The organism is Pseudomonas sp. LB3P31 (assembly GCF_054897945.1).
In genome coordinates, this window is the sequence record NZ_CM142710.1 from 172939 (window position 1) to 192751 (window position 19813).

18 protein-coding genes and 3 pseudogenes are annotated in these 19813 nt (G+C 57.6%); 13 read left to right on the forward strand and 8 right to left on the reverse strand.

Annotation, left to right across the window (positions count from 1 at the left end; translation table 11 throughout):
• Window positions 1-214: 214 nt before the first annotated feature.
• Window positions 215-352: pseudogene (locus ACYZTK_RS00740) on the reverse strand (hypothetical protein); the annotation flags it as partial.
• 119 nt (window positions 353-471) lie between these two features.
• Between ACYZTK_RS00740 and ACYZTK_RS00745 the strand changes: the two are divergent.
• The 3 genes from ACYZTK_RS00745 (at window position 472) to ACYZTK_RS00755 (ending at window position 3542) form a co-directional block, all read left to right on the forward strand.
• Complete coding sequence (locus tag ACYZTK_RS00745) at window positions 472-1356, forward strand: LysR substrate-binding domain-containing protein (RefSeq protein ID WP_462012683.1); 885 nt, start codon at window positions 472-474, stop codon at window positions 1354-1356.
• Between the two features lie 96 nt (window positions 1357-1452).
• Window positions 1453-2619: a pyridoxal phosphate-dependent aminotransferase gene (locus tag ACYZTK_RS00750; protein WP_462012684.1), complete on the forward strand. Its 1167-nt coding sequence runs from the start codon at window positions 1453-1455 to the stop codon at window positions 2617-2619.
• Window positions 2620-2666: 47 nt separating this feature from the next.
• Entirely contained in the window at window positions 2667-3542 is an 876-nt protein-coding gene (locus ACYZTK_RS00755) for an AEC family transporter (protein ID WP_462014986.1), read from the forward strand.
• 19 nt (window positions 3543-3561) lie between these two features.
• On the opposite strand, the gene ppk2 is transcribed toward ACYZTK_RS00755, so the two are convergent.
• The gene (gene ppk2, locus ACYZTK_RS00760; RefSeq protein WP_462012685.1) at window positions 3562-4479 is read right to left on the reverse strand and encodes a polyphosphate kinase 2; all 918 of its coding nucleotides are present in this window, start codon (window positions 4477-4479) and stop codon (window positions 3562-3564) included.
• Window positions 4480-4712: 233 nt separating this feature from the next.
• On the opposite strand from ppk2, the gene pstS reads away from it, so the two are divergent.
• The 6 genes from pstS to ACYZTK_RS00790 all read left to right on the forward strand — a co-directional run bounded on the left by pstS (window position 4713) and on the right by ACYZTK_RS00790 (window position 9921).
• The gene (gene pstS, locus ACYZTK_RS00765; RefSeq protein ID WP_462012686.1) at window positions 4713-5744 is read left to right on the forward strand and encodes a phosphate ABC transporter substrate-binding protein PstS; all 1032 of its coding nucleotides are present in this window, start codon (window positions 4713-4715) and stop codon (window positions 5742-5744) included.
• A 73-nt stretch (window positions 5745-5817) separates the two neighbouring features.
• Entirely contained in the window at window positions 5818-6783 is a 966-nt protein-coding gene (pstC, locus tag ACYZTK_RS00770) for a phosphate ABC transporter permease subunit PstC (RefSeq protein ID WP_462012687.1), read from the forward strand.
• Window positions 6783-7676, forward strand: coding sequence for a phosphate ABC transporter permease PstA (gene pstA / locus ACYZTK_RS00775; protein WP_462012688.1), 894 nt, complete (start codon window positions 6783-6785; stop codon window positions 7674-7676). The genes pstC and pstA overlap by 1 nt, the downstream gene beginning before the upstream one ends.
• Window positions 7677-7752: 76 nt before the next feature.
• On the forward strand, window positions 7753-8514 hold the full coding sequence (pstB, locus tag ACYZTK_RS00780; RefSeq protein WP_462014987.1) for a phosphate ABC transporter ATP-binding protein PstB: 762 nt from the start codon (window positions 7753-7755) through the stop codon (window positions 8512-8514).
• 100 nt (window positions 8515-8614) lie between these two features.
• On the forward strand, window positions 8615-9313 hold the full coding sequence (locus tag ACYZTK_RS00785; protein ID WP_462012689.1) for a hypothetical protein: 699 nt from the start codon (window positions 8615-8617) through the stop codon (window positions 9311-9313).
• The gene (locus tag ACYZTK_RS00790) at window positions 9313-9921 is read left to right on the forward strand and encodes a hypothetical protein (RefSeq protein WP_462012690.1); all 609 of its coding nucleotides are present in this window, start codon (window positions 9313-9315) and stop codon (window positions 9919-9921) included. Before ACYZTK_RS00785 ends, ACYZTK_RS00790 begins: the two co-directional genes overlap by 1 nt.
• 81 nt (window positions 9922-10002) lie before the next feature.
• Here ACYZTK_RS00790 and ACYZTK_RS00795 read toward each other — a convergent pair.
• Window positions 10003-10170 (reverse strand): annotated as a pseudogene (locus tag ACYZTK_RS00795) (aldehyde dehydrogenase family protein); the annotation flags it as partial.
• A gap of 2 nt (window positions 10171-10172) precedes the next feature.
• On the opposite strand from ACYZTK_RS00795, the pseudogene ACYZTK_RS00800 reads away from it, so the two are divergent.
• A pseudogene (locus ACYZTK_RS00800) lies at window positions 10173-10322 on the forward strand (LysR family transcriptional regulator); the annotation flags it as partial.
• A gap of 179 nt (window positions 10323-10501) precedes the next feature.
• Window positions 10502-11782, forward strand: coding sequence for a serine/threonine transporter (locus ACYZTK_RS00805; protein WP_462012691.1), 1281 nt, complete (start codon window positions 10502-10504; stop codon window positions 11780-11782).
• Between the two features lie 161 nt (window positions 11783-11943).
• Here the strand turns inward: ACYZTK_RS00805 and acnB are convergent, their stop codons facing one another.
• Window positions 11944-14544 carry a bifunctional aconitate hydratase 2/2-methylisocitrate dehydratase gene (gene acnB, locus ACYZTK_RS00810; RefSeq protein ID WP_462014988.1) on the reverse strand — a complete coding sequence of 867 codons (2601 nt, stop codon included), beginning with the start codon at window positions 14542-14544 and terminating at the stop codon, window positions 11944-11946.
• Between the two features lie 408 nt (window positions 14545-14952).
• Between acnB and ACYZTK_RS00815 the strand changes: the two genes are divergently transcribed.
• The gene (locus ACYZTK_RS00815) at window positions 14953-15423 is read left to right on the forward strand and encodes a DUF1289 domain-containing protein (RefSeq protein WP_462012692.1); all 471 of its coding nucleotides are present in this window, start codon (window positions 14953-14955) and stop codon (window positions 15421-15423) included.
• Window positions 15424-15563: 140 nt separating this feature from the next.
• On the opposite strand, the gene ACYZTK_RS00820 is transcribed toward ACYZTK_RS00815, so the two are convergent.
• Window positions 15564-16427, reverse strand: a complete 864-nt coding sequence (locus tag ACYZTK_RS00820; protein WP_462012693.1) for a universal stress protein — start codon at window positions 16425-16427, stop codon at window positions 15564-15566.
• A 160-nt stretch (window positions 16428-16587) separates the two neighbouring features.
• On the opposite strand from ACYZTK_RS00820, the gene ACYZTK_RS00825 reads away from it, so the two are divergent.
• On the forward strand, window positions 16588-17196 hold the full coding sequence (locus ACYZTK_RS00825) for a MiaE family protein (protein WP_462012694.1): 609 nt from the start codon (window positions 16588-16590) through the stop codon (window positions 17194-17196).
• A 164-nt stretch (window positions 17197-17360) separates the two neighbouring features.
• Here the strand turns inward: ACYZTK_RS00825 and ACYZTK_RS00830 are convergent, their stop codons facing one another.
• The 3 genes from ACYZTK_RS00830 to ACYZTK_RS00840 form a co-directional block, all read right to left on the reverse strand.
• Window positions 17361-17765 carry a PaaI family thioesterase gene (locus tag ACYZTK_RS00830; RefSeq protein ID WP_462012695.1) on the reverse strand — a complete coding sequence of 135 codons (405 nt, stop codon included), beginning with the start codon at window positions 17763-17765 and terminating at the stop codon, window positions 17361-17363.
• Window positions 17766-17935: 170 nt separating this feature from the next.
• Window positions 17936-18553, reverse strand: coding sequence for a DNA-3-methyladenine glycosylase family protein (locus ACYZTK_RS00835; RefSeq protein ID WP_462012696.1), 618 nt, complete (start codon window positions 18551-18553; stop codon window positions 17936-17938).
• Window positions 18553-19656 (reverse strand): bifunctional transcriptional activator/DNA repair enzyme AdaA, encoded by a 1104-nt coding sequence (locus tag ACYZTK_RS00840; protein WP_462012697.1) that lies wholly within the window; start codon window positions 19654-19656, stop codon window positions 18553-18555. The genes ACYZTK_RS00835 and ACYZTK_RS00840 overlap by 1 nt, the downstream gene beginning before the upstream one ends.
• Window positions 19657-19813 lie beyond the last annotated feature (157 nt).

Consider the following 19813-nt stretch of genomic DNA (forward strand, 5'->3'; position numbering starts at 1 on the left):
CATCCTGTCGTTTCACCTGGCTTCGGCAAGAATATCCGTCGGCCAATAACCGGCCACAAGTATTGAATTTCTTCACAAGCGGCGCCCAGGACTGTTTGTAGATCACCACAGAAGTGCCAAAGATAGGCCCGCGGCGGACCTTTACAGCCGGAAAATCAAGTTCCAACTTGTCGTATGCTGACCAGTGCGTCGTTACGTTCCGCCCATTTAATTTTCCGGCGGTTGCCAATGCAAATATCCCTGTACAGACGGAAACCAGGCGCTTGGCTTTTTGCAGGCCATCCAGGGACCGACGCGTTTCAACGAACTCATAAATGAAATCGCCGCAAGGGGGCGGCTGTTTAGCCCGCATTAACTAACGATGTAAATTTCCCAGGGTGCGCTATTTCGCCACGGGTCCGCCGGTTTGCTGCGGCCAGACGACTGTACCAGCTGGTAAGCTGTCCCCCTCAACACGCTGGATGAATGGCTATGTCACTACGCGCACTTAGAACACTTCTTGCCATCGCCCAATACGGTTCTTTCGTCAGAGCTGCGGACGCCGTGCATCTCACCCAGTCAGCGGTGAGTCTGCATGTTCGCGCGCTAGAGGAGGATTTTAATGCACTCCTGTTTGACCGTTCACGACGGTTGCCAGTGCTCACGGATGCCGGCCATATCGCAGTGGAGCGCGCGCGAGAAATTCTGGGCCTGTACGACGGCATCTCATCCGAGATTGGCGGCGACAGTGAGTTGCGCGGCAGGCTTAGAATCGGCGCGATCCAGACAGCGCTGGCGGGCCCCTTGCCACTCGCGCTGTCGGCATTGGGCGCAGATCATCCCCATCTGCGTATTACGGTTGCATCAGGAATGTCCGCTGAGTTGGCCACGCGAGTAGAGGCGGGCGAGCTTGACGTTGCGATCACCACGGAGCCGGTCAAACCACACCCTTACGGTCTGGTAAGCACGGTGCTGTATGAGGAGGGATTCTGGATCATCGCGCCAGTGTCCCACGCGAATCAGGACTTGCACCGTCTACTGAAAAGTCAGCCTTTCATCCGCTTTGATCGTCGCGCTTGGGCAGGTCGGACAATTGAGCGAGAACTTCGCAATAGGCGACTGCGGGTGCAAACCAGTATGGAGCTGGATAGTCAGGATGCGATTATCCAGATGGTATCAAGCGGGCTCGGCGTATCAATCATTCCGCTCGCCCGGCATCAAGTTGAAAGCCTGACGACAATCGTCTTCGAGCCATTCGGCACGCCGCAGAAAACCAGGCGTGTGGTATTGCTGGAGCGAGAAGACCGTCCTCTTGGTCGATTGGCTAAAGCTTTGGTGCACGCCGTGATAGCGCATTCCCCGCACACCGATCAATGAGAAATACTTGTTGATAGCTGAATATTAAATCGTTTTTACTTTAGGTATCGACTCCTTATCGTAGTGCCCATACAAACGCATTCCGAGAAGGGCACCATGCACAGCAACGAATCCCTAACCAGCGCTTTCCAATCGCCTATTCTGCTCATGGCCAAACGTGCCGCCGCCCTGCGCGCTGAAGGGCGGGACATAATTGACCTGACACTCGGCGAACCTGATTTCAATGCCCCCGAGCACGTGCTGGACGCTGCGCACCTGGCGCTAGGTAGCCGCCTGACGTATTCGCCGTCAAACGGTATTGAGCCGCTTCGCAGCGCTATTCGTAAGCGAGCACGGGACGACCGGGGATTAAATTTCGATGATGATCAAATCACGGTGGGATGCGGCGCGAAACAGATCATCTTTAACGCCTTCCAAGCTACCCTCAAGACGGGTGATGACGTTATTGTCCCGGCCCCTTACTGGGCCAGCTATCCCGCGATGATCAAGATGTGCGGCGCCCAACCGATCATTCTGCCGACCACCGCCTCGCAAGGATTCAGATTGACAGCGGAGCACTTGGCAGCAGGCCTGCGCCTGGCAAAATCGCCCAAATGGGTCATTCTCAATGCCCCTGGTAATCCTTCCGGTTCACTGTACTGCGAGACCGATTTGCAAGCGTTGGCTGACGTTCTGCGTCAGTACCCGGACGTGATGGTAATGTCCGACGATATCTACGCAGAAATCCGATTCACCCAAGATCCTTATCGGACATTGGCTTCGGTAGCACCAGACCTGGCAGAACGTATCCTCATCGTCGACGGTGTATCCAAAGCCTACGCGATGACAGGTTGGCGTGTAGGGTGGGGTTGTGGGTCGAGATCGCTGATTTCGGCAATCACCACAGTGCAATCTCAAAACTGTACGCAGACCAGTACCTTGAGCCAGCTAGCTGCGGTTGCGGCGCTTGAGGGGCCCCGAAATTTTCTTGCTGAGCGCAACGCGATCTATCGTCAGCGCCGAGATGCTGCACTTCATGTCCTCCAGGCGAGCGATAAACTGGAGGTATCGTGCCCGGAGGGTGCGTTCTATCTACTTCCTCGGATCAAAACGAGCATTGACGATCAATCGCTCGCACTGGATCTGCTCGAAGTCGGCGTTGCAACGGTTCCCGGAAGTGCTTTTGGCCTGCCTGGGCATTTGCGCCTTTCCTTCGCCACCGACAAAGCTACCTTGGTTGAAGGATGTAAGCGGTTGGTTCGTGCGCTAGAGGCGTACTCGTGACTGCGGAACTTTTGATTGCGCTCGCGCCTATTGCCCTGCTTATTGTCATGGGCGCCTGGCTCAAGCGCATTCGGTTTATGGAAGACAGCTTCTGGGCACAGGCGGAGCGCCTAGGCTATTACGTTCTCCTGCCCGCGCTGTTTTTACATGGCCTGGCGACCGCCAAATTGGACAACGTGCCAGTCCAAGGGATGATCATGGCGCTGGTGCTCTCGACGGTCATGGTCGCAGTGTTGATGGTCGGCGCCCGCAGGATTATTAAAAGTAATGACGCGGCGTTCACTTCCGTCTTCCAGGGAGGGGTGCGCTTTAACAATTACGTCGGCGTCTCAGTGGTGGCCGGCTTGTTTGGTGCCCAGGGGATCGCTCTGGCTGCCGTAGCTAATGCGGCCATAGTGCCGACAGTGAACATTTTGTGTGTCCTGGTATTCGCGCGCTACGGCACAGGTGGCAAGATGCCTGTGGGCAAGGTTGCCAAGCAGTTGGCACTTAACCCGCTGGTACTCGCTTGCTTCGGGGGAATCTTGCTTCAGGCTCTAGGATTAGGCTTGCCTGCGGGCATCGAGCCGGTTATCAAGGCCCTGGGGCAAGCGTCCTTACCACTGGGCCTGCTTTGCGTAGGGGCAGCCCTTGAGCTGGGCTCAGTGCGCAGTTGGATTCGACCCGTTGCGTATTCATCGGTGGTCAAATTCATGATCATGCCGTTGGCCACGCTGTGCGCATGTCATTTATTTGGATTGGAAGGAAAAGCAGCAATCGCGACATTGCTTTTCCAGGCGCTGCCCACGGCGTCATCCTCTTACATCATGGCGAGGCAGCTAGGGGGAGATGCGCCCCTCATGGCCGGGATAATCGCATGCCAGACCCTGCTGGCAGCAGTTGCACTTCCGGCGGTTATTCTATCGATGACCCCGTGGGTTTGAGTGCCCTGTTTCACCCAATCTAATAGAGCTGGGGCACGATGAGTTCTGGTGGTGTCGGACTGCGGGAGTAATCCTCCTGCCTGACACGTTGCGGTAGTTCGATAACCGGCAACTCCACTTCTTCATAGGGCATCTGCCCCAGCAGGTGATGAATGCAGTTGAGTCTGGCTTTCTTCTTGTCATCGGCCTGCACTACCCACCATGGCGCCTCGTCAATATGAGTGCGCTCAAGCATGATCTCCTTGGCCTTGGTATAGGCTTCCCAGCGTCGGCGGGACTCCAGATCCATAGGGCTGAGTTTCCACTGCTTGAGTGGGTCGTGGATGCGACTGAGGAAGCGCAGGTGCTGTTCCTGGTCGGAGATGGAGAACCAGTATTTAATCAATTGGATGCCGGAGCGTGCGAGCATTCGTTCGAATTCGGGCACAGTGCGGAAAAACTCCTCGTACTGGTCGGCGTTGCAAAACCCCATCACCTGTTCGACCCCCGCACGGTTGTACCAGCTACGGTCGAACAGCACTATTTCACCGGCTGCCGGCAGGTGCGAGACGTAGCGCTGGAAGTACCATTGAGTGCGTTCGCGGTCATTGGGTGCTGGCAGCGCGGCGACCCGGCAGACTCGAGGATTGAGTCGCTGAGTAATACGCTTGATGACACCACCTTTGCCGGCGGCATCTCGGCCTTCGAACAGAATCACTACCTTGTGGCCAGTCTTGACCACCCAGCTTTGCAGTTTCACCAATTCGCCTTGCAGGCGGAATAGCTCGCTGAAATACATCCTTCGAGCTTCCTTCTGACTTCCTTCCTCAAGCTGCTCATCGAATAGAGCATTCAAGTCAGTACCGTCTTCGGATAAGTCCAGTTCCAGCTCTTCGTCACTGTGATCAAGAAGCTCACGGTGGATGCGCTGTATCAGGGAGTCTTCGGTGGAGAGCATGGGAGAAACTCGCGTCGGGGAGGGCCTCCTGAGTGTCAGTCGTAACCTGTTACTAAATAATTACATGATGTTTTTATCGGAAACAGGCCTGTCGCGGGTTTGGCTCGGGTTCCAGGTAGGCCGTAGCTGACAGATAAATCAGACCGGCGAAAGCTTGCGTCGGTCGGTTTTCATAAAAGCGTAACAATAATGTTGCAGAGTGACGCGGCCCGCTATCACAAGGAGTCCTTTCGATGAAAAGTTTGATGAAGTCTGTTGCGCTCGCCTTTACAGTTTCTCTTTGTGCCACCTCGGTTTCTTTTGCTGCGGAAAGCGTCCGCCTTACAGGGTCCGGCGCCAGTTTTCCGGCTCCGATCTACCTCACCTGGTTCAAGGATTTCAGCAAAAAAACCGCTGGCGTAACCGTGGATTACCAATCCAAAGGCAGCGGTGCGGGTGTACAGGACTTTCTGAACAAGACCGTTGATTTCGCGGCCAGCGACTCCGCCATGAAAGACGAGGACATCGCCAAGGTTGCCGAAGGCGCACAATTGCTGCCGATGACTGCGGGCGAAATCGTACTTGCCTATAACCTGCCAGGCAGTCCTAAAGGGCTGAAACTGCCGCGCGATGTTTACTCCAATATCTTCCTGGGCAAAATCACTCGCTGGAACGATGCGCAAATCGTTTCCGCGAATCCCGAGATGAAACTGCCGGACATGCCAATCACTGTTGTTGTACGCGCAGACTCCAGCGGTACGACTGCCGTGTTCACCAAGCACATGGCGGCAATCAACCCAGAGTTTAATAAGACCTTGGGTGAAGGCAACACGGTCAATTGGCCGGCCAGCGACAAATTCATCAAATCGCCCAAAAACGATGGCGTGACCGCCACCGTACGCCAGACCCCAGGTGCCATTGGTTACATTGAATACGGTTTCGCCAAACTGGCCAAAGTCGACTTTGCCCAGTTGCAGAACAAGGCCGGTCAGTACGTTGTGCCGAACGCCGAGAGCGGCGCTGAGGCATTGGCGGCGGTGAAGATGCCGGAAAGCCTGGTGGCCTGGTTGCCGGATCCGGACGGTGCCAAGTCCTACCCGATCACTTCCTACACCTGGATGATCTTCCGCAAGCAAAACGAGAACCCGGCCAAAGCCAAGGCCATGCGTGAGATGGTCGAATACAGTCTGACTGAGGGTCAGAAAATTGCCGATTCGATGGGTTACATCCCTCTGCCGCAGTCGGTCGTTGATCAAGTTCGCAAAGCTTCCGCCAACATCCAGTGACGCTCGCGAGGCCTCTTTTGGCGAGTGCTTTTAGCCTCGCCAGAGAGTTTTCCCCTACGCCCCGGAATAACCCATGAACAAGCCATTTGTCGTACCGGTTAACCCGGATTCTGCCTGTCGCCCTCCGTCAGCAAAGGACTTCCTGGTTGATCGCACTTTCCGCGCACTTGCGCGCATAGGTGTAGTTCTCATTCTGGCGGTGGTCTTTGCCCTGGTGTTCGAGGTAGGACGCAAGGCCCTTCCAGGCATGGAAAAACACGGTCTGGACGTGCTGTTAGGTACCGTATGGGACGTGAACCAAGGCAAGTACGGAATTCTGCCGGCTATTTGGGGCACGCTCTACAGCGCCCTGATAGCGTTGGTGATTGCTGGTTTTTTTGGCGTCAGCATGGCGATTTTTCTGACCCAGGATTTCCTGCCAGGGAAACTTGCGGCCGTCTTCCGCACTATCGTCGAATTGCTCGCGGCCATTCCCAGCGTCGTTTATGGCCTGTGGGGAATCTACGTGGTGATCCCGGCTATTCGGCCCCTCACGGATTGGCTAAACAGTGAACTTGGCTGGATACCTTTTTTCGGTACGACATTGAGCGGGCCGGGACTTTTACCCGCCGCGCTGGTGCTGGCCATCATGATTCTGCCGACCATTGCTGCCGTTTCCCAGGATGCCCTCGCGGGCGTTCCAATGAAAACCAAGCAGGCGGCCTACGGCATGGGCACCACCCATTGGGAGGCGATTCTCAAGGTAATGGTGCCATCCGCGGCCACCGGTATTTTTGGCTCATTGGTGCTGGGTCTGGGACGTGCCTTGGGTGAAACGATGGCCCTGGCCATGTTGGTAGGCAACTCGAACAATATTTCTCTTTCTCTGTTCGCACCAGCCAATACGCTGGCGGCATTGTTGGCGCTGAATTTCCCCGAAGCGGGGCCGACCGAGATAGAGGTTTTGATGTATGCCGCATTGGTGCTGATGATGATCACCCTGATAGTGAACATCATCGGATCGATGATAATGGTCTATGCCCAGCGTGGTACTAAATGATGAGTGATCTCACTTCTCCTGCGACCGCGTTGCCCAGCCTGCAGCGCAAGTTCGAAGGCCGCGCCCTGCGAAGCCTGGTCTTGACCACACTGGTCTGGGCTGGCGCTGTTGTGGCCAGCGTGCCGCTGATTTCTGTGCTCTACATGCTCATCACGCGCGGCGGTGCACGCCTTAGCCTGGAGGTGTTCACCGAATTGCCTCCGACCGGATTCGAGACTGGCGGCGGCTTTGGTAACGCGATGGCAGGTACCTTTGTCATGGTTGGTATCGCAGCCGCAATTGCGGTGCCAATCGGTATCATGGCTGCCATTTTCCTTGCTGAGCTGGGCCCCGATAGCAAGCTCGCCAACGCCTCGCGATTTGCCGCCAAGATGCTCACGGGGCTGCCCTCCATTTTGGCCGGGGTTTTTGCCTACGCCCTCGTGGTGATGACCACCGGTACCTACTCGGCACCGGCAGGCGGCGTGGCTCTGGCTGTACTGATGCTGCCCATCGTTGTGCTAACAGCTGAAGAGTCGATGAGGATGGTGCCCAAGATAATGAAGGATGCCGCTTACGGGATGGGCTGCACCCGATCGCAGGTGATCTGGAAAATCATATTGCCGACCGGCATGCCGGCGATCTTGACCGGCGTGATGCTGGCCGTGGCGCGCGCTGCCGGCGAAACCGCACCGCTGTTGTTTACCGCTCTATTCAGCAACTACTGGATCTACCACGAGGGCAGCCTGGATGTGATGAATCCAACCGCATCGCTCGCCGTGTTGATTTACAATTTCTCCGGTATGCCGTTCGACAATCAGCTTGAGCTCGCATGGGCCGCTTCGCTGGTGCTGGTGATGATCGTACTGGTGGTGAATGTTGTCAGCCGTATTTTTGGCAAGCCTAAGTTTTGAGAATGGGAGCAACTGAACTGTGAATGTATTAAGCGTGCAAAAAACCGCCCCGTTTGAAATCCAGGCACCAGTAGTCATGGACTGCAAGCTGGACAAGATTTTCTATGGCAACTTCCTGGCGGTACGCGACAGCCATGTGCCAATCGAAAAGAACAAGATTACCGGATTCATCGGTCCTTCCGGCTGTGGCAAGAGTACTGTGCTGCGCAGTCTGAATCGGATGAACGATCTGGTAAAAGGCTTTCGTTTCGAGGGCCATGTACATTTTCTCGGGCAGGACGTCTACGGCAAAGGTGTGGATCCGGTGGTCGTGCGCCGTTATATCGGGATGGTGTTTCAACAACCCAACCCGTTCTCGATGAGCATTTTTGATAACGTCGCTTTTGGTCTGCGCCTTAATCGTTATCAAGGTGATTTGGGTGACCGCGTCAAGCACGCCCTGCAGGGCGCGGCACTGTGGGATGAGGTCAAGGACAAGCTCAAGGTCAGTGGCCTGTCTCTCTCGGGAGGTCAACAGCAACGACTCTGTATCGCCCGCGCCATCGCGACCGAGCCTGAAGTGCTGTTGCTGGATGAGCCGTGTTCTGCACTTGACCCGATCGCCACCCGCCGGGTCGAGGAACTGATGGTCGAACTGAAGAAGGATTACACCATCGCTCTGGTAACCCACAATATGCAGCAGGCGATTCGTGTCGCTGACACGACGGCTTTTTTCTCGGTGGATATTTCCCAGGGCACGCGCACCGGCTATCTGGTGGAGATGGGCCCGACCAACCAGATCTTCGATAGCCCACGCGAACAAATGACTAGCGATTACATCAGCGGCAAATTTAGCTAGCCAACAACTGTTCGGCTGCGGTCGAAGGCAAATATCGGTCATACGGCATTTGCCTGCATTCTTTCTTTTTTAGCTCTCACACCTCTCGTCAGGATTGCCAATGTCTGGAAAGCGTCGTCTTGATCTGCCAGCGATTGAACGTGCGCTACGTGAGGTGCAGGGTCGCTTCGCCGAGCTCAGCATGCACTTTACCGAGCCGCGCGATCCGTTGACTGACGAAGTGCTGGTCAACATGCTTGATGGCTACGCGCTGATTGACGACTACGTCGCACGTGGCGTCGACCTGTTTGATCTGCAGCAACTGAATCTGATGCTGGAGATCAATGCCACCGTACTCTGCGGCCAGGATCCGGTACGCCGACAGGAATACGCTCAGCACCTGGCCGCTACCGAGCAGCACTTCTTCAACAATGCTGAGGGTGGGATAAAGGACTTGTTCAATTGGTACTGCGCGCACCGCAGCGAATCAGCATGGAAGCGTGCGGCCGGTGTCTACGTACGAATTCTCAGCAAACCGCAATTATTCATCGAGGGCAACAACCGCACTGGATCCCTCATCGTCAGCTATTTGCTCATGCGCGCTGGACTGCCCCCATTCGTGTTGACGTTAGAGAATGCAGAAGGTTATTTCAATCCTTCATCGGTGATACGCAACTCCGCCAAGCATGGGGTCAGGGCATTGTACGAATTGCCCAAGATCAAGAAAAAATATGCGGCCTTCCTGGAAGAACAAGCCCCTGATCCAATGCAATTTTTTTTGAGCGACAAGCACCTGCCCGTTTATCAGGGGGAGCATTGATGAGACTTTACCCGACACTTGCCAGCTGCCGAATTTCCAGCAGCCGAGTCTGGCAAGCAATCAAGGGTTGGATTCCGATAAACGTGCTCGGGCGTCAGCGCATTCGTATTTCGTTTGATATCGATGACACGTTAGCCTGTCAGCTCCATCACAGCGCAGTCGAGCAGAGCAGGTTGCCGGCATTTGTCCATCGTTGGATGGGCGAGCCACTGCGTATTGGAACAGTATCCCTGACCCGGGAATTACGTCGCCAGGGGTGCAGTATCTGGGTCTATACATCGTCCGGTCGAACGCCTTCCTACATCAGGCGTTGGCTAATGTTGTACGGTATTCGCGTGGACGGTGTGGTCAACAGTGTTCGGCATAATCATGCCCTCACGGCGCACGGGCTCTCGAACTCGCCCTCGAAATTTCCCCCGGCATTCGATATCGACTTGCATGTCGATGATTCCGAGGGTGTGCGGATAGAAGGCTGTGATCACGGATTTCGCGTCGTTGTAGTACGACCGGATGATGAAAATTGGGCGCAGCGAGTCTTAAGTGCAGCAGCTGAAGTCCAGGCGCAGCTAGCTTGGCAGCAATCGAGCAGACAAGTGGAACCTGCGTAACAGCGCTTGGACGCGGCCAGATTTTTACCGACGGCCCCGGCTTAATGCCGATCCAGCCACACCGTCTGCACGTTGCAGAAGCTTGAACGAGGTCATCTGGTCGGTGACATTAGCAAAAACCGTTGGCTCGTAGAAGTTACCCGGGCCGTCGGCTCTCTTGCCACCCAGTAACAACGTAGCACCTTCCTCCAGAGTATCGCGTACCTGTTGATCCAGCTCATCGCGCAGATCAAAGCGAGCCATCGGGCCAAATGCCGGACTGCACCACGGTGAGTGTGTGGCCGTTGTCGGAGTCCTTTCGCTATTTGCGAACCTGGCTGGTGTGGCGCCGGGGGACGGTGTCGCAAAGCCTGAGCATGTTCGTACGTTTGCTCCAAGAGCGATGCGCAGCGTCGGGCTGACAGGATTTAGAAAAACCGGTCAAGCATCTGATCCGCATAACCATTCCTCAGCTAAGTCTTTGCTTCTGCTCATTAATCCCGGACAATCGCGCCCCTGTTTCGGCCAGGACGCTGCCTGTCGGGTATTCCGACTCGTCCTGACCGGGTAGCAACTGACCGGAATGCGGAGATCCCACCGGATGAATGATCAGGCCAATAGCGTCGACGAACGCTATGTAGCGGCGAAACCCACCAGCCTTGAAGGCTGGAATCGCCATGACACCACCTGGATGCTCGGCCTGTTTGGCACGGCAATCGGGGCCGGCACGCTGTTTTTGCCGATCAACGCAGGGCTGGGCGGCTTCTGGCCGCTGCTGGTGCTTGCGGTGTTGGCATTCCCCATGACCTTCTACGCGCACCGTGGCCTGACCCGCTTTGTGTTGTCCGGGCGTGAAGGCGCCGACATCACCGAGGTGGTTGAAGAGCACTTCGGGATCAAGGCCGGCGCGCTGATCACCTTGCTGTACTTCTTTGCGATCTTCCCGATCCTGTTGATCTACAGCGTGGCCCTGACCAACACCGTGGGCAGTTTCCTCGAGCATCAACTGCACATCATGCCGCCACCGCGTGCGGTGCTGTCGCTGGTGCTGATTCTCGGCCTGCTGGCGGTGGTGCGCTGCGGTGAACAGGTGATCGTCAAGGCGATGAGCCTGATGGTGTATCCGTTCATCGTCGCGCTGCTGTTCCTGGCGGTGTTCCTGATTCCGCACTGGAATGGCGGCATTCTTGCCACCGCCACGACCTTGCCTGAGCCTTCGGCGTTGCTGCATACGCTATGGCTGGCGATCCCGGTGATGGTGTTCTCGTTCAACCACTCGCCGATCATCTCGGCTTTTGCTGTCGATCAGAAGCGCCGATACGGCGAACATGCCGAGGAGCGCAGCTCGCAGATCCTGTCCCGCGCCCACGGGTTGATGGTGGTGATGGTGCTGTTCTTCGTGTTCAGCTGCGTGCTGACGTTATCGCCGGCACAGCTGGCAGAAGCCAAGGCGCAGAACCTGTCGATCCTGTCCTATCTGGCCAACCATTTCAGCAATCCGACCATCGCCTTTGCTGCGCCGTTGATTGCGTTCGTGGCTATTTCCAAGTCGTTTCTGGGGCACTACATCGGCGCCAGTGAAGGGCTCAAGGGGTTGATCGTCAAGAGCGGCAAGCGTCCTGCGCCGAAGACTCTGGATCGGATGACAGCGGCATTTATGCTGGTGGTGTGCTGGATTGTCGCGACGTTGAACCCGAGCATTCTGGGGATGATCGAAACCCTGGGCGGGCCGATCATTGCGGCAATTCTGTTCCTGATGCCGATGTATGCGATTCGCAAGGTGCCGGCGATGGCGCGGTATCGTGGGCAGGCTTCGAATGTGTTTGTGACGGCGGTGGGGTTGGTGGCGATTTCGGCGTTGATCTATTCGCTGAGTGCCTGACCAGCAGGATCAAAAGATCGCAGCCTCGTTGCTCTCGACAGCTCCTACAGAGATTTGCGCAGACCCGTAGGAGCTGCCGAAGGCTGCGATCTTTTGATTTCACGTCATAAAAAAACGCCGCTCATCTCACGATGGGCGGCGTTTTTTATTGCGTTGTAGCGTTAGGCTTGAACGACCGGGATGTTGGCGTTCGCTGCAGCTTCACGGAACTCGGCGATCTGGTCGAAGGACAGGTAGCGGTAGACATCAGCCGCCATGCTGTCGATCTTGCCAGCGTATTCCATGTATTCCTCGACGGTCGGCAGGCGACCCAGGATGGAAGCCACCGACGCCAACTCGGCCGAAGCCAGGTAAACGTTGGCGCCGTCACCCAGACGGTTCGGGAAGTTACGGGTCGAAGTCGACACAACAGTCGAGTTCGGCTCTACACGTGCCTGGTTACCCATGCACAGCGAGCAGCCCGGCATTTCCATGCGCGCGCCAGCCTTGCCGTAGATGCCGTAGTAGCCTTCTTCGGTGAGCTGGTGAGCGTCCATCTTGGTCGGCGGCGACAGCCACAGACGGGTTGGCAGCTGACCCTTGACCTGTTCCAGCAACTTGCCCGCAGCGCGGAAGTGGCCGATGTTGGTCATGCACGAACCGATGAACACTTCGTCGATCTTCTCGCCAGCAACGCTGGACAGCAGACGGGCGTCGTCCGGATCGTTTGGCGCACAGAGCACAGGCTCCTTGATGTCGGCCAGGTCGATCTCGATGATCTCAGCGTATTCGGCGTCAGCATCGGCAACCATCAACTCAGGGTTGGCAATCCAGGCTTCCATCGCTTGAGCGCGACGTTCCAGGGTGCGCACATCGCCGTAACCTTCGCCGATCATCCAGCGCAGCAGGGTGATGTTCGATTGCAGGTACTCGGTGATCGACTCTTTCGACAGCTTGATGGTGCAACCGGCAGCCGAACGTTCAGCCGAGGCATCGGACAGCTCGAAAGCCTGTTCGATGCTGAGGTTGTCCAGGCCTTCGATTTCCAGGATGCGGCCGGAGAACGCGTTTTTCTTGCCTTTCTTCTCAACGGTCAGCAGGCCAGCCTGGATCGCGAAGTAAGGAATGGCGTGAACCAGGTCACGCAGGGTGACGCCCGGTTGCATCTTGCCTTTGAAGCGCACCAGGATCGATTCCGGCATATCCAGCGGCATCACGCCGGTGGCAGCAGCGAACGCAACCAGACCGGAACCGGCCGGGAACGAGATGCCCATCGGGAAACGGGTGTGCGAGTCGCCACCGGTGCCGACGGTGTCCGGCAGCAGCATGCGGTTCAGCCAGCTGTGGATGATGCCGTCGCCCGGACGCAGGGAAACGCCGCCGCGGGTCATGATGAAGTCAGGCAGGGTGTGGTGGGTGGTCACGTCGATCGGCTTTGGATAAGCCGCGGTGTGGCAGAACGACTGCATCACCAGATCAGCGGAGAAGCCCAGGCACGCCAGGTCTTTGAGTTCATCACGGGTCATTGGACCGGTGGTGTCCTGGGAACCCACGGTGGTCATTTTCGGTTCGCAGTAGGTGCCTGGGCGAACGCCAGCCACGCCGCAAGCCTTGCCGACCATTTTCTGCGCCAGGGTGAAACCCTTGGTGCTTTCGATCGGGGCATCCGGTTTCTTGAACAGGTCGAACGCTGGCAGACCCAGTTCGGCGCGAGCCTTCTCGGTCAGGCCACGGCCGATGATCAGCGGAATACGACCGCCGGCACGGACTTCGTCCAACAGCACAGGGGTCTTCATTTCGAAGGTGGTGATGACTTCGTCAGTACCGTGCTTGCAGACTTTGCCGGCGTGCGGGTACAGGTCGATCACGTCGCCCATGTTGATGTTGGTCACATCAAATTCGATTGGCAGGGCGCCAGCATCTTCCATGGTGTTGTAGAAGATCGGAGCGATCTTGCTGCCGAAGCAGAAGCCGCCGGCACGCTTGTTCGGCACGTTAGGAACGTCGTCGCCGAAGAACCACAGTACCGAGTTGGTTGCCGATTTACGCGACGAACCGGTACCGACCACGTCACCGACGTAGGCGATCGGGAAGCCGTCGTTGCGCATCTGCTCGATCTGCTTCATCGGGCCGATGGAGCCCTGGACGTCCGGCACGATGCCGTCGCGAGCCATTTTCAGCATGGCGAGGGCGTGCAGCGGGATGTCCGGACGGGACCAGGCGTCTGGAGCAGGGGACAGGTCGTCGGTGTTGGTTTCGCCGGTGACCTTGAATACGCGCAGGCTGATCTTGTCGGCCAGGACCGGGCGGTTCTTGAACCACTCGCCATCAGCCCAGGATTGCAGCACGCCTTGAGCGTGAGCGTTGCCGTTCTTGGCTTTTTCGGCCACGTCGTGGAACGCATCGAACATCAGCAGGGTGTGCTTGAGTTGCGCGGCAGCGACTGGCGCCAGCTCGGCGTCGTCCAGCAGGTCAACCAGAGTCACGATGTTGTAGCCGCCCTGCATGGTGCCGAGCAGTTCAACAGCGCGCTTCTTGTCCAGCAGAGGGGAGGACACTTCGCCCTTGGCCAGAGCAGACAGGAAGCCAGCCTTGACGTAGGCCGCTTCGTCCACGCCTGGTGGAATGCGATTGGTGATCAGGTCAACGAGGAAAGCTTCTTCGCCAGCCGGGGGATTCTTCAGCAGCTCGACCAGGCCGGCTGTTTGTTCGGCGTTGAGCGGCTGGGGAACGATACCCAGTGCTGCACGCTCTTCGATATGTTTGCGGTAGGCTTCAAGCACAGTTATTACCCTCATCAGTGGTCCCAAATGGGTGTCCGGGACGCTCATCCCGAAATTGCCGTACTCATGCGCTGCGTGGCGTTGTGGGCCACTTAGCCAGAATTACCGACAATTCCTTACAGAAGCTGCTTTCAAAGTTTTACGCCTGCAGAACGGGGAGCTGATGAGGGTTGGCGTTGGGCTTTTCCCCGCTGGAAAAACCCTACGCCAACACCGCTCTGAAGGAACGACTGTGCTCGTGACGCTTTGAAAACAGCTTCTAACGGACATTGGCGCCTTAAAAGGCTGGCTGATTCTACGGCAAAAAAAATTTAAAGGTAAGTTGGCTGGGGAACTTTGAGGGGTGATCAATCTTAGACAAAGGGCTAACATGCCGACCTGTTCTGCTTTCCCGTGTTGTTCTTACCTATGCCCAATCAGACCATCAAGACCCCCTGCGTCGGCCTCTGCTCCACTGTTTACGGTGATCTGGTGTGCCGTGGCTGCAAGCGTTTCCACCACGAAGTGATCAATTGGAATGGTTACAACGAGGAGGAGAAACGTGCGGTGTGGCTGCGTCTGGAGCAGCTGTTGTCCCAGGTGATGGCCAGCAAACTGGAGATTTTCGACCCCCAGCGCCTGCGGCTGCAGCTGGAACAGCGCAAGATTCGCTTCGTGCCGCATCAGTCGGAATATTGCTGGGCCTATCAGTTGATTGCCCGGGGCGCGCGGGTGATCAACAACCTGGAAGCCTACGGGATGGTGCTGATGCCGGAGTTTCGCGACTGGAACTTGCCGCAATTGCGCGACGCGATTGATCGGGAGTTCTTTCTGCTGTCAGAGGCGCATTACCAGCGCTACATCGCACCGGGGTTTCTCAAGGACGCCTTCGGCGCCTGAAAGCATCGCGGGCAAGCCTTGCTCCCACAGTAATCTTCAGTGAACGCACTGTGGGAGCAAGAGCCCAAATTCATCTTCAGCGGACATCCTGTGGGAGCAAGGCTTGCCCGCGATGGCAATTCTCCAGACGCTGAAAATCCTTAATGATGCGCCACCAGCTCCTCCAGGTGATCCTCAATCTCCTGCGGCTTGAGCACCAGCACATCACTCTCCAGCGCATCCAGCACCACTTCCGCCGTATTGCCAATCAAAGCCCCGGACAATCCCGAGCGCGCCACGGTGCCAATCACCGTCACCGCCGCATGCAGCTTGTGTGCCATGAACGGGATCAATACATCCGCCGGTCCTTCCTCGATATGCAGGCGATCATCGTCGATATCGAACTCTGCCTGGAAGGCCCGGCATTGCTCGCGATAGCGCGCCTCGATGGTTTCGCTGAGCTGGAAGGTCGGGTCCGCCGACGACAGCATGGGTGATGGATGAGCGGCGATCACGTGCAGGCGGGCCTTGGCCAGGCTGGCGATGTCGTAGCCATGGTCGATGATGGTGTCATGCAGGTGACGATGTTCAGGGTCGGTATTGCCGACATCAACCGCTGCCAGGACCACGCCGTCTTTCCACGGGTTGGCGGTTTTCACCAGTAGCACCGGGGTAGGGCAGTGGCGCAACAGCTTCCAGTCCGCCGGCGTCAGCAGGGCCTTTTTTAGCGGGCTGTCGGGGAAATGCTGCTTGACCACCAGGCCGCAACCTTCCGCCTGCTGCACTTCGATGATGGTTTCATGCAGGCTTTCATTCCAGGCCTGCTCGGTGGTGACGCTGTAGCCGTCCTCCAGCAGTGCCGCCTTGAGCACGCCGAGCATGCCGGCGTGATCGTGCTTGCGATCGCACACCAGCAGGTGCAGATGCGCTTGGGTCACGCCGGCAATCAGTTTGGCGCGCTTGAGCGCGAGGCTTTCCGAATGCTCGGGCTCGATGACCACCAGGATGCTGCGAATGGCTTGCATGATCGGGATCTCCGGGGAATGAAAAATACTGCGTTGGACAACTATAGTTGCTCGCCGCGTATCCGGGACTTGATGCATATCAATGGCAAGCGACTGGTGGTCTGGCGGCAGGCCGGTATAATCGGCGCCCTTCGTTTTGTACCTTCTATCCGTGAGTCCCATGATCCTTCCCGACATTCACCAGTTCCTCGGCTGCCGCACCCCTGACGGCTGGGTTCAAGCCGCGCTGGCCGATCAGGAAACCCTGCTGATCGACCACAAGAACTGCGAATTCAAGGCGGCCAGCACGGCGCTGAGCCTGATCGCCAAATATCATTCGCATGTCGACCTGATCAACCTGATGTCGCGTCTGGCCCGGGAAGAGCTGGTGCATCATGAGCAGGTCATGCGGCTGATGAAAAAGCGCAAGATCGAGCTGCGCCAGCTGTCAGCCGGACGCTATGCGTCGGGTTTGCGCAAGGTGGTGCGTAGCCATGAGCCGGTGAAACTGGTGGACACGCTGGTCGTCGGGGCTTTTATCGAAGCGCGCAGCTGCGAGCGTTTTGAAGCCCTGGTGCCGCATCTGGACGATGAACTGGGCAAGTTCTATTTTGGCCTGCTGAAAAGCGAGGCGCGGCATTTTCAGGGTTATTTGAAGCTGGCGTACCAGTATGGGGATGCCAAGGATGTTGCCCAGGTGATTGACCGGGTGCGGGTAGCGGAGCAGGAGTTGATTGAATCGCCGGATGTGGAGTTTCGGTTTCATAGTGGTGTGCCGGCGGCTGCTTGATCTGTGGCGTACGGCTTGCTGGTGATGGCGTTAGAAAAATGGCCATCGCGAGCAGGCTCACTCCTACAGGGGGCTATGCTGCGTATGGGATTTGTGCCCGACGCGGAGTCCTGTAAGAGTGAGCCTGCTCGCGATGAGGCCAGCAGCAACACCGAATATCTCAGTCAGCGCGCTTCGACGGGCACCAATATCGCATCACCCGTGGCCACCAACTTCAGTTGATCACCCACCTGCGCAAACAATTCAGCCCGTGCAAACACCTGCTTCTTCCCCGCCTTGACCACCCGACCCCGGGCAATAAAGACCTCGCCCACCGCAGGCGCCAAGCAGTTCACAGAGAAATGCGAGGCCAGCACATTCCCCGCCACCGTCCCCGCCGCAAAACCACAAGCCGTGTCCAGCAACGCACCGATCAGCCCTGCGTGGAGGAAACCCGCGTATTGCGCCATATCTTCCTTGCGAAACGCCATGGTCAATTCGGCCTCACCGCTCTCGGCGCGGGTAACTTCGAAGCCGGCCCAGCGACTAAACGCTGAGGTTGAATTGATCTGTTTAAGTGTGTTGAGCATGTCGAATCCCTCCGGTTGAGGCACCAACATGCGCCGGCTTCGGGGCAATGTCAGTGACGATAAGAGAGGGTGATAGGAGACTGGATCTGCGGTGAATGGCCGTAGCGCTATGGCGATACAGATATATAACCTGTGGGAGCTGGCGTGCCTGGGAAGAACGATAACGCGGACTACCTGGCCGGCACCCTCCACAAATACCAGGCCGCGACCGTCCTGTAAGGGCTCCACGCCAGGCCAATCTCGATCATCTGCTTTCGAGTCGGCTGCACCTCAAGCCGCTTCAGCCGCCGATACCCCTCGCGCACGCCAAAGTCATCGGCGGGCAAAATATCCGATTTTTCCAGGCCATAGATCAGCAGCATCTCCACCGTCCAGCGCCCGACCCCACGCAAGGTGATCAAGCGCTCGATCAACTCCTCATTGTCCAGCGCCAGTGCGGAGGGGTAATCGGGCACCAGGCCACTCAACGCCGCTTTGGCAATGCCCTGAATGGTCGCGATCTTGCTGGCGGAAAAGCCGCAACTTCGCAACTGATTGAAGTCGGTAGCGATGATCTGCTCCGGCCGCGGAAAAGCGCCTGTAGGAAACAGCGCCAATAACCGCCCGATGATCGCGTCACCGGCCCTGGCATGCAGCTGCTGATAGGCGATCGAGCGCACCAGTGACTCGTACGGATCACGCGCCGGATGCGGCTGATGCAGGCAGGGGCCGACGGCTGCGATGTGTTGGCGCCAGTCTTCGTCGACTCCGGCTAGAAACTCGCTGGCAGCGGACCAGGTGTCGGGCATCAGGCGTCCTCCAAGCTCATTCCCGACAGGCTCAGCTGAGTGAGCTGCAGCGCAGCATTTTCCAGGCGCAGCAGGAACGCCTTGCGCGGTTGGCCGCCGCCGTAGCCGGTCAACGAGCCATCGGCGCCGATGACCCGATGGCAAGGCACGACGATCGACACCCGGTTATGCCCGTTGGCCAGGCCGACCGCACGACTGGCGCCGGGTTTGCCCAAGGTAGCGGCGATGCTGCCGTAGGTGCTGGTGTGGCCGTACGGGATTTTCACCAGCTCGGCCCACACCAGCCTGGAGAACTCGCTGCCTGGCAGGTGCAGCGGGACGTTGAACACGGTGAGCTTGCCGGCGAAATACTGCGCCAGTTCGTCTTCGATCTGACGCAAGTGCGCGTTGTGTCCCGGGGCTATCGCATAGCCGTAACGGGTTTGCAGCGCCTCGACTTCGCGGGTCAGGGCCGGACGGTCGAGAAATTCCAGCAGCACCAGCCCACGCCGTTCGGCCATGGCGATCATCGGCCCCAGGGGCGTGGTAAGCCGGGTGAAAAGCAGTGGCTCGCTGCTGGCGGCGCGGCCCGGGGTCATGTGGAACGACTTCTGAAACGCGTCGCGAAAACCGCTCAGGGATTCATACCCCGAATCAAAAGCCGCATTGTCGATGGAGGCACCTTGCTTGATGCCGCCCAGCGCCATGCCCAGACGACGGGTGCGCAGCCAGGCATGGAAGGTCATGCCGAAATGCTGCTTGAACCAGCGCCGAAGCTTCAGCGGCTCGATACCTTCGGCCAGCAACTGCGCATCCGACCATTGTCGATCCGGAGTCGTGTCCACGGCAGTCAGGAGCTTTTGTACCCAGTCGGGGGCGATGGCTGCGGCGTCCAGCGGCTTGCAGCGCAGGCAAGCGCGGTAGCCTGCCGACAGGCATTCATCGGCATGGGCGAAGAACTCGACATTTTCAGGCTTGGGCTTGCGCGCCGTGCAGCTGGGCCTGCAGAAGATGCCGGTGGTCTTGACCGCCGTGAAGAACACGCCTTCGTAGGCAGTGTCCCGTTCGAGCATGGCGCGGACCATTTCGTTGTGGGGTGGTAGCGATGTGTTTTGTAGGTTCATGGAGGGAGCATAGGGTGCCGCGGGCGGTTGCTCCACCGCAAAATCGACAGTGAATTCCACGTTATCGTCCTGGACCTCGATGGCCGACGCACGTCGCGCTGCCGGTGAGGGGTGTTTTGTTCAATACCCGTATGCGGCTGCTCCTTACCCTGAGGTC